Below are 12,126 nucleotides of genomic sequence, written 5' to 3'. Positions count from 1 at the left end.
TTTCATAAAAAACTTGTTTTGTTTCGTAATCCTTTGGATTAAAATCTACCTGTGGCTGGCGAAAAACAGTACTTTTACCAGTTATCATATCGTAACGATAGATAGTTCCTGGTATCGTGAAACTGGTATAAGTATAAAACGTTTCGGTATCATGGCGCTTCCCACCAAAGCCTCCTGCTGAACCGATTCCAGGTAATTCTACCTCACGAATAAACGCACCTTTGAGGTCAAATATTTTAATTTGGCTATGAGCATCTTTGAGGTAATCAGCAACAAATTGGTTATTAAGTATGCCTACACTTTCTAAAGTTTCTGCGGATTGAGGAATTATTTCTTGGCAATTTTCTGGCGCAGGGTTTTTAGTATCAATTGCAATAACTCTTCCCCGTGGTGCATTTAAATCAGTGCGAAAATAAAAGACGCTATCATAATTGTCAATAAAACTGTAATCTGCCTCAAACTGGTTAATTAATTCTACGACTTCAGCATGAGGATTAGTTAAATCTTTGAAGAAAACTAAATTTTTAGAGTCAGTACCTAGCCAAATAGAAATTATTAAATAGTTTCCATCTTCAGTAACACCACCGCTAAAACCCCATTCTTTTTGGTCAGGACGATGATAAATTAGTACATCTTCTGATTGGGGTTTACTTAGTTGATGATAGTAGAGCTTTTGATAATAGTTAACATCTTCTAGTTGAGTTTTTTCATTCGGCTCATCGTAGCGGCTGTAGAAGAAACCTTGATGATCGTGTGTCCACGATGCACCAGAAAACTTAACCCACTTTAAATGATCTTGTAGGTCTTCACCAGTTTCAACATTGCGTACTTTCCACTCTTGCCAATCAGATCCAGAGGTGGATAGACCATAAGCTAGAAATTGACCATTCTCGCTAATAGATAATCCTGAAAGGGCAACAGTGCCGTCTTCAGACAGTTTATTAGGGTCAAGTAAAACTTTGGGTTCGCCTTCGAGAGTTTTCAGAGTGTAGAGGATACTTTGGTTTTGTAGCCCGTCATTTTTGAAATAAAAGTAACGTTCACCTTCTTTAAAAGGGATACCATATTTTTCATAATCCCAAAGTTTGGTAAGGCGCTGTTTAATTTTTTCCCTGGCAGGAATTTCGCTCAAGTAGCCAAAAGTAATTTTATTTTGGGCTTCAATCCAAGTCCTTGTTTCTTCAGAGTCAGGATCTTCTAACCAACGGTAAGGATCTGCGACTGAAGTACCGTGGTAGTTATCGACTTGATTGCTTTTGTGGCTGGATGGGTAGGTAAAGGGTTTTTTAGAGGAGGGCATAATCTCAGGTCGAAAGTACTTCTTTTCATACTACAAAGATAGACCCAAGACGTGGAGCATACACCTACCAAACCTGTGGGAAAATCCCAAGGAGAAAGAGTAAATTTGTAGGTTAGCACAGCTGTGCTACCCTACGATGTCATGTTTTTTCACTAGTGCAATAAAGACCTAACCCCCAGCCCCTTCCCTTGTAGCGAAGGGGAGTAAGATTCAAGGTCTTTTAGAGTGAGAAAATTAACAGCAGGATTTAGTAGACTACTTCCCACCAACCGAAGGCTGGGCCGATAAAACGGATAGTTGCCCATGCTACAACCATAAGGCCAATGCCTATCCAGGCACCACGAGTTGTCCAACTGACAAATTGTCCGGCTTGAGTTTTTGTGATGGGAAGCCAAGGCAAGATTCGAGCCTCTTGACCGTATGTTTCCCCTTGTGTGGTTTTACGACGCTTTGCTTCACCCATAATCAGCAACTCAAATTTTACTTAGGTTCTAAATTTATCTTGCCAGGAATTATGGCTATAAAGAGGTAATGAATGGTATTACCTTCATAAAATGTAAATTGGGCATGGACAAATGACTTTAAGCGGAATTTTCCTCATTGGTATTAGAAAACAGACTGGGGTCAAGATAGTTAATGCGTGCCAGGGGGCTTAAGGCAGAGAGAATTTGAGCGCCGTAGCTACGATTCACTACACGACTATCAAGTAAAGCAACAATACCTTGACTTTCTCGGACTGGCGCGATCGCTCTTTGTAATTCACTTAAGGCTGCTGGCAATAAATATAAACGAAACCAATCTTGATGCGATCGCTTATAAAGAGCTACCCTACCTGCTACAAGCGGATTTTCTAAGGATGGTAAAGGCAGAGTAGCAATAATTAACAGATGGGGTGCTGGCAAAACTCGTTGATGTTCTCGCCAAAATTCCCAACCGCTAATCAAAATACCATTTTCATCTAAACAAGTTTTTTCTACCTGCACCCGCGAACCAAATTCTGAAGCCAAAATTGCCGCCACTTGAGCCTTTAATGGGACATCTCCCACCAAGACAACCGTTAACCCTGGCGCTGTAGCACTGAGACAAACCAATGTACGGACTTTGTGAATAAATGCCGCTTGAAATTCTGGTGTGTTAGGTAAAGGCAATTTATAGGGTACATACAATTGAATTGCTTCTGCTTGACTCTCCGAAGAAAACTTTAGGCAAGTTAAATCGTCCAAACCTAAGCGCTGTCGAAAAAGAGGAGCCTCAGTTTCCGGTTCTATGGCGCTGCCAATTAAAACTACTGGTTGTCGCTGCCAAATAGGTGAGAGGATTTCCCCTAATTCCATTGGGGCATAATGCAAAGAAAATAAACCTTGTCTATGGGCAATAGTCGCCCAGAAGAGAGGAGGGGAAGCAGGGGAAGGGAGATTTTCATCAAGGGTTTGAAATTGTTGCCAGAATTGTTTCCAAGGTTCTGGCAGTGATTGTGCTGACTCTAAAGCGGCATAAAGACGGCTTAAAATATCTATTTCTGGCTGTGAAATTAGATAGCACTGATATGGATTAACAGGATGCTGAAAAAGTTCGTGTGTCAGTTGTACCCGTGCTTCGCTAATTGCCTCAGCTTGATTTGGACAAGCCAGTATGAGTTCATCCCAATCATGGGGTTGAATATCTTGGGTAAGTTGATGACGCACCCAATCTTCGAGATCATCTACCCCATCAATAATTGTCGGGATGCCTTTGGGAAAGCGATCGCCACCAGCAAATTGTCCTCTTAACCAAGCTTCTGGAGAGGTTAACAGTAGCCCTTGGAACTCAGCATCAGGCCAAGCGTCACCTGTTCTAATCGATTTATTGGCTGGTAGCCATTGCTGTAAACGGGGAATTTCCACCCGCAGCAGAAGTTGCTGCACCGCTTCTTGAGCAACAATAATTACAGGGCCATGCCACATTAGGGCTGATGCTACAAAACTTGTGCGATACCGCCCTTGATAGCCAGAAACCGCTCCTACTTGAATTAGGGCACTACGTCCCAGGCGTAAGGCGCGTGCTACCAACCGTGCCATCGTCAAATGATGGGGCCAGGAAGGGAACCCCGCTTGCGATCGCAAAAAGTTATGTAGTGACAAATGAACTTCTGCCTCAATCACACGCTTTTAATTCCATACAAAGTGACTTTTACTTCCAATTGCCCCATTTCTATTATCTTGCCCTTTGTCATTAGTCAGTTGTCCTTCGTCCTTTGCTAATGACCAATGACTAATGACTAATGACCAATTCCCAATTCCCAATTTCCTAAATTATGCCAACTTACACAGGAATTTCCAGCGAAGCCTTCAGGCATCCACTAGACCGACAAGCCGAGCAAGCTTTACGAAATTTACCGGGATTTGATTTAATCGCTCGTAAATTTGTGGAATTTATCTACGAACGCCCTCAATTAGTCTATCTAATGGGTAACACCATCCAAGTCGGGCCGCGTCAATATTCCACTATTTACCAGATGTTTCGGGAATGCGTCCGAGATTTGGACATTTACCCAGAACCTAAACTGTTTGTCTCGCAAGATCCCCAAGCAAATAGCTATGCTCTGGGGCAAGAGAATCCTTACATAGTCATAAATACAGGGATACTAGACTTACTAGACGAAGCTGAGATTCGGGTAGTGCTAGCCCATGAACTGGGGCATATTAAGTGTGGTCATACTATTTTAATTCAAATGGCGATGTGGGCGATGAGTGCTGCCTCCGCCTTGGGAGAATTAACTTTTGGCCTCGGTAATCTTGTAACACAAGGCTTGATTTATGCCTTTTTTGAATGGCGGCGCAAAGCTGAGTTATCGTCAGATCGTGCCGCCTTAATGGTGATGGATGACTTGAATCCTGTAATGTCAACGATGATGAAACTCTCTGGCGGTAGTAAAAAATTTGCCAATGAATGTAGTTTACAAGAGTTTATCAAGCAGTCAGAAAATTATCAGGCACTCGATGAAGATGGGCTAAATCAGGTGTATAAATTCTTGATTTACAATGGCGCTGAAGGTACGATGTTGACCCATCCTTTCCCAGTGGAACGCCTGCATTACTTACGGGCGTGGGCAGTATCTGAAGAATACCAGCAAATTCGCCGAGGAAATTATCAGCGATCGCCTGCTTCCGGCTCAGTGGATGTTGCAGCAGAATCTTCCGCCAATGAAACGGAAACTTTGCGCCGTCAAATTGAGGAATTACAAAGAGAAATCGACAGAATGAAAAGGTCTGAGTAGTTTTTGGTACTGAGTGAAGTTATATATAGTGCGTTAGATTTGCCTAATGCACTATATATAACTTTTAGCCCATATTTTCTCTCAAGTTGCAAGCTCCGTAAAACTACCCCTCATTCATTTTATTTTTGTGTTTGAGAGCTATTGAGCCTAGTACGCCTAATAGAGCGAGAAAACCACTTGTAGAAGCTGGTTCAGGAATAGACTCAGCATTAGGAAGTTGCCGAATTGTAAAGGAATTATAAAAATCGTTTCCGGCTAAATCATCGGGAACATCAACAGAAAAAGTGAAATCGACAGACTCACCAGGAGCAACAGATCCTCCAGACCACTGAAAACCGAAAGAGCTATCTTGGATCAGTTGCGTGAATTTAGACGAGGTAGGTTCAGGATCAGAACTTGAACCGTTGAAGTCGAAATCTGGAATTACAGTCCCAGTGGGGACAAGAATTAACTCAGGCGGCGCGAAATTATCATTAACTCCAAAACCAATCTGAAAGCTAAAGCCGTCCCAAGTAGAGTTAGTGTTATTTACAGCCGTTTCGGTGAAGAAATACTCTGTTGTTCCTCCTGAAGGTTCAACGAACAATTGAGTGTCAATCGGCGCTATAGCTTGAAAGGTTTTGGGGCTACAAGATAAGCCAGGGAAGTTGAGAATCTGATTCTGGCTTGCAGTTGTGCTGTTGTCGTTATTAGGAAATGGCGTAGCAACCGGAGTTTGAACTTGTATACAGAATATATCTCCCTGACCCGGCCCCGTAGGCGGACTTATGCTAGTAATGCTACGAGCCTGTGCCACTCCACCAAAGCATAGATAAAACGCCAAGGTAGTTACAAGGGTTTTAGTTATTTTCATTGATAGTTTTTTAGTTGTTGGGAATTCCAGCAACTAAATTTTACAGTACTTACGCATTGACAGATTAACAGAAACAAGCGATCAAGTGATGATTTTGTACTAACACCAATTCTGTATGAGGATGCGCTTATGATGCAAGAAATAAAGAACGAATCGTCCTTCGGATTCACCAGTCGCCTACAGCGCTGGTTCACCAAGAGCGCCAAGTACGCCAAGAAGAAATAAGAAATTAAGAGATTTGGCGCAGGTTCATAAAGAAACGGTATAACTTGAATTTGGGTCTGGATTTTAGCAAAAGCAATTCACCTAACTTTACCAGTCTAGTTTTTTGAATTATCTCAAAGTGGATAATATTTTCTGGCTGGACTATCACCCTCTTGGGGGTAGGATAAATTCAAGATTCAAAATTAAAACTTGAAAAATGCTTAACTATATCTCAGCATTAAATTTAGATGTAGGCATTTCTCAATATGGCAATTCACTTGACAAAACGGCTTTCTCTGTTCGCTGCTATCCTAACTCTTGTTCTTTCCATGCCGGGAATTGCCTTAGCTGCGCCCGTTCAACTCTATACGACTTCTGGTGTCATTTTCGCCCAAATTACCAATACTGCAAGCTACTCCACCTCGTCGGAGATTAACCTGACTCCCTTACAACGCCAAGAACTCCAGGCTGTGCGTCAGCGAAGAAACAGGGAAATTGAGGCAGTCTTAAACACATCGCAACGCGCCCAACTTAATCACAATCTCCGGGCTGGTAATAATATCAATCAAGCTCTAGAAAAACTGCACTTGCAACCAGAACAGCAAGATTTTGTCAAGGCAACCCTGCAATTTACTAATTTGAAAATGAAGGCAATTTCATCTAGGCATTCGCTAATATTAGACCATAAATAAAGGCTTGACTTGTACATTGGATTATTGAATCGCTGTCATAGAAGATATTAATCATATTTTCTATGACAGTCTTGTGGATAAAATACGATCAAGCGATGTCTACGACGGGCTACGCCTACGCACTTTTTATTTAAAAAACTTCATACTCAATTTCTGTTACCTAACTTATGGAAACAGTTGACTAATCTGAACTTCAATTTCTGGAAATACAATCAAGGATAACGTTGCATCCTCCTGCAAAATCAATTGTTGATTGGGGAGCATCCCAATTTTGCAAATTTACCAAATTAGAACTAGTCATTGCGAATGGAGCGAAGCGGAATGAAGCAATCGCAGCCGCTAGACTTTGCGATTGCTTCGCTTCATTTCATTACGCTCGCAATGACAAAATATGTTTTTACACATTTGGGATGCTCCCGTTGATTGTAGCCTTCCAAAAATGGTTCGCCCAAAACAAAAACCTGACGCTGATTCACATCCAAAATCCAGTAGTCAGTAATTCCTGCACTAGCATATAAAGGTGCTTTCTGTTTGCGATCGCTGTCTAGCGTTGTATCTGCTACCTCAATCAATAAAAAGATTTCATTGGGTGCAGGATGATGATCAATGTACTTTCGCGCATCGATGCGGACAACGGCAATATCTAGTTCAGGTTCCGAGTATTGGCTTAACTAAATGGGATCTTGCACCCGAACTAAGGCAACTTCTGCTAGCGCTCTCTTGAGATAATCAGACGCACACAGCGTTGTAGCTGCATGGGGAGGATTTTTTGCACTCATGGGGATAACTTGCCCATCAATCAGTTCTACCCGTTCATCGGCTGTGATAATACCCGTCTCAAGCATCCGGTGATATTCATCTACATTCCACAAGCGCACTCTAGTTTGTGTCATTGTATTTGGTTTGGCGATATTATCATCTGCAAAATGCAAATATCTCTTACTCTCAACTTTTGCAGCATCTATAATTAATCTTGCCCTATTTAGTTCGTTACCATGTCGGAAGAAGATATCCGAGCCGCCAGGCTGGAAAAAGTAGAACAACTCAAGCAGCTAGGGACTAACCCTTATGCCTATCGTTGGGAATCTACCCATCATGCAGCGCAGTTGCAAGAACAGTTTGCTGATTTAGCCAGTGGTGAAGAGGTTGATTTAGAAGTTGCGATCGCTGGACGCATTATGGCGCGTCGCGTTTTTGGTAAACTGGCTTTCTTCACTTTGCAAGATGAAACTGGCACAATTCAGCTTTATTTGGATAAGAATCGCATCCAAGAAAGCATGGCAGATATTGATGCTGATGCCTTCAATCACTTAAAACAACTCACAGATGCAGGCGACATCCTGGGAGTTAAAGGTACTATTAAACGGACTGAAAAGGGCGAGTTATCTGTCTACGTTAAACAATATACTATCCTGACTAAATCCCTGTTGCCCCTACCCGACAAGTGGCATGGATTAACGGATGTTGCCAAGCGCTACCGTCAGCGCTACGTTGACTTGATTGTTAACCCGGAAGTGCGGCAAACTTTCCGCCGTCGCGCCCAAATTACTGCCGGTATTCGTCGCTATTTAGAAGAACGAGATTTTCTGGAAATTGAAACGCCAGTTTTGCAAAGTGAGACTGGAGGTGCAGATGCGCGTCCATTTATCACTTACCACAACACCTTAGAAATGGAGTTATATCTGCGAATTGCCACAGAACTTCATCTCAAGCGGTTGATTGTAGGTGGTTTTGAAAAGGTGTTTGAATTGGGGCGGGTTTTCCGTAATGAGGGAATTTCGACTCGACACAATCCCGAATTTACGACAATTGAAATTTACCAAGCCTACGCCGATTACAACGATATGATGGCGCTGACAGAAGGGATTATTACCACTGTCGCCCAAGACGTACTCGGCACATTGCAAATTACCTACCAAGGGGAACCTATAGATTTAACACCACCTTGGCGGCGAGTGACAATGCACGATTTAGTTAAAGAATTTACCGGCTTAGATTTCAATTCTTTCCAAACCTTGGAAGAAGCAAAAACAGCGAGTAAAAATGCTGGTATTCCTGGTGTAGATGAAGCCAAATCAATTGGTAAGTTACTAAATTTAGCTTTTGAAGAGAAAGTAGAAGCTAATTTAATTCAACCTACCTTTGTAATTGATTACCCAGTAGAAATTTCGCCTCTAGCAAAACCCCACCGTTCTCAACCTGGTTTGGTGGAAAGATTTGAGTTATTTATCGTCGGGCGAGAAACTGGGAACAGCTTCTCAGAACTTACAGATCCCATCGATCAAAGAGAACGCCTAGAAGCCCAAGCTGAAAGGAAAGCTGCTGGCGACTTAGAAGCCCAAGGTGTAGATGAAGACTTTTTGACAGCCCTTGAATACGGTATGCCGCCTACAGGTGGTTTAGGGATTGGGATTGATCGGTTGGTAATGTTATTAACTGATTGTGCCAGTATTCGGGATGCGATCGCCTTCCCGTTACTCAAGCCTCAAGGCAGCGTTATTAAGCAATTTACCTATGAGCCAAAAACTCAAACGCTGACTATTGAATTTGATAGTGGAAGTGTTTACGAGTATTTCAAAGTACCTCCTAGTGTCAAGGATGACTTAGACAATGCAGCGTCTAAAGGTCAATACTTTAACAAGCTTATTAAAGGTAAATTTAAGTTTGAACAGTTGAGCTAGTAAGTACTATTCAACAGTCGGGTGCGTTATGGGTGCTTAACGCACCATTTTTATGGATCATCTTGGTTATTCAGTACTGGGCTGTTTCATTCCCTAAAAGACACTGATTTACAAGCGTTTCAAGTAAAAAACAGGTGACTAAAAAATCTGATTGGGCAAGAAAATGGTGTTCGCACTTAAATTTGCTGGCTGAGGTGGTAGTTTTTCTGAATTCTTCTTCAATTGACCAGCACTAAATCTATAAAATCATCATTTTATTTCGGATGAACTGTTATATCTCTGAAAATATAGATTTATTGACAGGAGATTTTTATGGAAGATGGATTTGAGAGACTAAATCACGATGAAGTTGTGTCTATAGAACCAGACACTTTTAATAAGTTAAATATTGCCAAAACTTTTAAAGTCCGGGATTTGATTACCGCAATTAAGGAATATGTTGGAGCAGAGGAGACAGATGAAGTAAATTTGTATACCCAAGGATTAAATTGTGAAGTTTTGCAATTTAGTACTTTGGGATGGAAAAAAGGAAAAGTTAGACTTGCTTTAGAATTTTGTCCTGATGAATCTGAGTCCCCACTTGATGAAATTTTTCAAAGACTCAAACAAGTAGAAAACTAATATTCAATTACTAAAAGAACCCTGATTTATTTCATAAGTCGGGGTTCTTTTGCGTCTCAATGTTTACAAATAAAATAGGATGTGCTGAATTACTATTAAAGTTTAGAAGTTTACAAATGAGTTAATAATACTTATAAATTACATGATGGCGATCGCTTACAAGTCTACAAGATTATCCCGTTATAACGAAAAGCATTATCCCAAACATAATCAATCACTGCTTTAGCATCATCCAAAGGGAGAATCTGACATGCTCCCTGGCGATCGTAGGTTAGTAAAGGGATTTCTGGTACATTGTCTGTTGTTTCGCTATTTTGAGTTACTTGGCCACGAATATCTTCTAGATTGCTTAGAGGCCCTTGAATATCAAAGTTAATCTTTGTGCCTAGTTTATTTTCCATCCAAGTTTCGATCCGAGAATCTAATTGTTGAGGGCTTAATGGTGTGGGACTGGTAAGTAAATGATAGTATGCCAGAATAACTTCCTTAGATTCTTCTTCTTCTGCCAATTCAATAAACATTTGAAAAACACTAGTGTTGTTCGCTAAACTTTTGAAGAAGAGCGTATCAGTAACAAGTTTTTGAAATTGGATTTTTTTATTTTTGTAATTAGTGTATTGCTTAAAGGCAAATCCACCCAAAGCGATCGCTAATGATAAAGTCGCCACCAGAACAGGCATAAAATCTCTGACTTTATCCAACTCTACATCTAGAGATTCAACCAAAAAGGGTACATTTAGTACTATCAAAATTGCAGCCAGCAGCAATAATAAATTCGGTAATGTTCTTAATATCAAAGGAATTGCTGCTCCAATCGCCGGAATTCCAAATAGTAAGCGATCTTTCCAGGTCATACTTGTTTTGACATTGGGAAAGATTAAGTCAACATCTAGTTTGGGAATATTTTTGTAGAAGTAAACATACATCTTACCGGGAATAAATTTTAATTGTTGGATTTTGTTTTTCTTCCCCAGAAAGTAAGCCGCTTCTTTGAACTTGACTAATAAAACAATCCGTTCAAAAATATCAATTTTCTTTTGTTCTTGCCAAAAGAAGAACTTTTTTACTGAAATGTTTTTATAACTATCACCCCGGTAATAACAGATAAAGCGGTCAAACTCCTCAAAATTGACTTGAGTTTTCAATTCAATTAGAGATTTGGTTGCTAGCGATCGCTTGAGAATCGATTCAGGTAAAAGAATATAATTAGCCCTTTCAACAATATGCCCAAAGGCTTCAACTACTTTCAACTCCATATCATCATATTGCTCGAATGTTGGTGGAGTTATTGGTTGAATATCTGCATTAGGGTTAAAGGGTATGTAGTTATCTTTGATGACTTCTAAGGTTTTGTGGAAGCGAAAGTGATAGTATGCAATAAGGATTTGGCAAAAATCTTGAAATTTTTTAGCATCAGCTTCATCTAGCTGACCGTCTTGCAGGCAAAGCTTGATAATATCACTGCGAGTGTAGGGAATGAACGCTTCTCTATTTTCGGAAACAGCCATGTTCAAAGATAAATCAGAATCTAACTAGGGTTTGCCACATCCCACGAAAACGTCGAATATTAAACATTATGTCTTCATTGGCAACTAAATTATAGTATCTTGGGTGTTCAATCTCGCAGTTTTTTCTGAGCCGATGGGCAGACAAGGACTTGCAACCGTGAAGAAGACAGAAGGAAAGACTGATTGAAAAGTGCGATTGCTTGGCATATATCCTGATTTTCTCATTTAAATTGCTATCAAAATTCATCTATAAAATAAAGATGTACTGATAACTGAGGAAGAGTAAACCCATCATGCTAGAGTACAATCCATTAGCTTGTTTGCCCTCATCAGAGGAACTGCCAGACTCTGACGATACGCCAGTGGATAATGAATTACAAGATTTAATTCCCGGTTTACTCAAAGCGCTTCTGGCAATGGCTTGGCCAGAACGTATGGATTGGTTTTTTGGCGTAGATATGGGTATTTATTATGACCCAGATTTACCGCCAATAGTCCCAGATGGGTTTTTGAGTTTGGGCGTAGAGCGATTTTATGATGAAAACCTCCGTCCCAGTTATGTGCTTTGGGAAGAGAAGAAATTACCGGTATTAGCGCTGGAAGTGGTATCTAAAACATATCGCGGTGAGTACTCGACTAAGAAAGCAGAGTATGCAAGATTAGGGTTTTTGTATTATGTAGTCTACAACCCATTTCGCCGCCGTAAGCCACGTTTAGAAGTTTACAAATTAGTTAATAATGCTTATGAATTACATGATGGTAATCCCGTTTGGCTACCAGAAATTGGTTTAGGAATTGGCATAGAACGAGGAACGTATTTAGGCATACCACGCGAATGGATGTATTGGTATAACCAACAAGGACAACGGTTTTTAACATCAGAAGAAAAAGCTCAACAAGCGCAGCAAGAAGTTCAAGTCTTACGAGAACGGTTGCGATCGCTCGGCATAGATCCTGATTCTCTCACCTAAATTGCTGTAAAGATTCATTAACGAAGCTCCGAGGTTCATC

At 40.7% G+C, this 12,126-nt stretch carries 10 protein-coding genes and 2 pseudogenes; 5 read left to right on the top strand and 7 right to left on the bottom strand.

All coding sequences use genetic code 11. The features are described from left to right. The 3 genes and pseudogenes from VB732_RS20985 to VB732_RS20975 all read right to left on the bottom strand — a co-directional run. Window positions 1-1,300, bottom strand: a pseudogene (locus VB732_RS20985) (S9 family peptidase); the annotation flags it as partial. Window positions 1,301-1,547: 247 nt separating this feature from the next. Continuing rightward, window positions 1,548-1,763, bottom strand: a complete 216-nt coding sequence (locus tag VB732_RS20980; protein ID WP_323232835.1) for a DUF2839 domain-containing protein — start codon at window positions 1,761-1,763, stop codon at window positions 1,548-1,550. Window positions 1,764-1,881: 118 nt separating this feature from the next. Further along, window positions 1,882-3,441, bottom strand: coding sequence for an ATP-dependent DNA helicase (locus tag VB732_RS20975; RefSeq protein WP_323232834.1), 1,560 nt, complete (start codon window positions 3,439-3,441; stop codon window positions 1,882-1,884). Between the two features lie 152 nt (window positions 3,442-3,593). Here VB732_RS20975 and VB732_RS20970 point away from each other — a divergent pair, with 152 nt between their 5' ends. Then, complete coding sequence (locus tag VB732_RS20970; protein ID WP_323232833.1) at window positions 3,594-4,556, top strand: M48 family metallopeptidase; 963 nt, start codon at window positions 3,594-3,596, stop codon at window positions 4,554-4,556. A 103-nt stretch (window positions 4,557-4,659) separates the two neighbouring features. Here VB732_RS20970 and VB732_RS20965 read toward each other — a convergent pair whose 3' ends face one another. Then, the gene (locus VB732_RS20965) at window positions 4,660-5,409 is read right to left on the bottom strand and encodes a PEP-CTERM sorting domain-containing protein (RefSeq protein ID WP_323232832.1); all 750 of its coding nucleotides are present in this window, start codon (window positions 5,407-5,409) and stop codon (window positions 4,660-4,662) included. Between the two features lie 470 nt (window positions 5,410-5,879). Here VB732_RS20965 and VB732_RS20960 point away from each other — a divergent pair, with 470 nt between their 5' ends. Beyond that, window positions 5,880-6,305 carry a hypothetical protein gene (locus tag VB732_RS20960; protein WP_323232831.1) on the top strand — a complete coding sequence of 142 codons (426 nt, stop codon included), beginning with the start codon at window positions 5,880-5,882 and terminating at the stop codon, window positions 6,303-6,305. 362 nt (window positions 6,306-6,667) lie between these two features. Here the strand turns inward: VB732_RS20960 and VB732_RS20955 are convergent. After that, window positions 6,668-6,958 (bottom strand): annotated as a pseudogene (locus VB732_RS20955) (Uma2 family endonuclease); the annotation flags it as partial. 18 nt (window positions 6,959-6,976) lie between these two features. After that, window positions 6,977-7,198, bottom strand: a complete 222-nt coding sequence (locus VB732_RS20950) for a hypothetical protein (RefSeq protein ID WP_323232830.1) — start codon at window positions 7,196-7,198, stop codon at window positions 6,977-6,979. 102 nt (window positions 7,199-7,300) lie between these two features. Between VB732_RS20950 and lysS the strand changes: the two genes are divergently transcribed. Then, window positions 7,301-8,986: a lysine--tRNA ligase gene (gene lysS, locus VB732_RS20945; protein WP_323232829.1), complete on the top strand. Its 1,686-nt coding sequence runs from the start codon at window positions 7,301-7,303 to the stop codon at window positions 8,984-8,986. Between the two features lie 312 nt (window positions 8,987-9,298). Then, window positions 9,299-9,607: a KGK domain-containing protein gene (locus VB732_RS20940; RefSeq protein WP_323232828.1), complete on the top strand. Its 309-nt coding sequence runs from the start codon at window positions 9,299-9,301 to the stop codon at window positions 9,605-9,607. A gap of 164 nt (window positions 9,608-9,771) precedes the next feature. Here the strand turns inward: VB732_RS20940 and VB732_RS20935 are convergent, their stop codons facing one another. Then, on the bottom strand, window positions 9,772-11,115 hold the full coding sequence (locus tag VB732_RS20935) for a TMEM143 family protein (RefSeq protein WP_323232827.1): 1,344 nt from the start codon (window positions 11,113-11,115) through the stop codon (window positions 9,772-9,774). Between the two features lie 293 nt (window positions 11,116-11,408). Between VB732_RS20935 and VB732_RS20930 the strand changes: the two genes are divergently transcribed. Next, window positions 11,409-12,086: a Uma2 family endonuclease gene (locus tag VB732_RS20930; protein WP_323204445.1), complete on the top strand. Its 678-nt coding sequence runs from the start codon at window positions 11,409-11,411 to the stop codon at window positions 12,084-12,086. The last annotated feature ends 40 nt before the right edge of the window (window positions 12,087-12,126 follow it).

It is taken from the genome of Nostoc sp. UHCC 0252, from assembly GCF_034931145.1.
Classification (GTDB): Bacteria; Cyanobacteriota; Cyanobacteriia; order Cyanobacteriales; family Nostocaceae; genus Nostoc.
The sequence above is the reverse complement of the archived record's forward strand: the minus strand, read 5'-3'. Positions and strand labels throughout refer to the sequence as shown.

What these genes read in the sequence shown, in the direction of transcription:
- VB732_RS20980 (WP_323232835.1), bottom strand. Translation starts at nt 1,763, where the DNA reads ATGGGTGAAGCAAAGCGTCGTAAAACCACACAAGGGGAAACATACGGT.
- VB732_RS20970 (WP_323232833.1), top strand. Translation starts at nt 3,594, where the DNA reads ATGCCAACTTACACAGGAATTTCCAGCGAAGCCTTCAGGCATCCACTA.
- VB732_RS20965 (WP_323232832.1), bottom strand. Translation starts at nt 5,409, where the DNA reads ATGAAAATAACTAAAACCCTTGTAACTACCTTGGCGTTTTATCTATGC.
- VB732_RS20960 (WP_323232831.1), top strand. Translation starts at nt 5,880, where the DNA reads ATGGCAATTCACTTGACAAAACGGCTTTCTCTGTTCGCTGCTATCCTA.
- VB732_RS20950 (WP_323232830.1), bottom strand. Translation starts at nt 7,198, where the DNA reads ATGACACAAACTAGAGTGCGCTTGTGGAATGTAGATGAATATCACCGG.
- lysS (WP_323232829.1), top strand. Translation starts at nt 7,301, where the DNA reads ATGTCGGAAGAAGATATCCGAGCCGCCAGGCTGGAAAAAGTAGAACAA.
- VB732_RS20940 (WP_323232828.1), top strand. Translation starts at nt 9,299, where the DNA reads ATGGAAGATGGATTTGAGAGACTAAATCACGATGAAGTTGTGTCTATA.
- VB732_RS20935 (WP_323232827.1), bottom strand. Translation starts at nt 11,115, where the DNA reads ATGGCTGTTTCCGAAAATAGAGAAGCGTTCATTCCCTACACTCGCAGT.
- VB732_RS20930 (WP_323204445.1), top strand. Translation starts at nt 11,409, where the DNA reads ATGCTAGAGTACAATCCATTAGCTTGTTTGCCCTCATCAGAGGAACTG.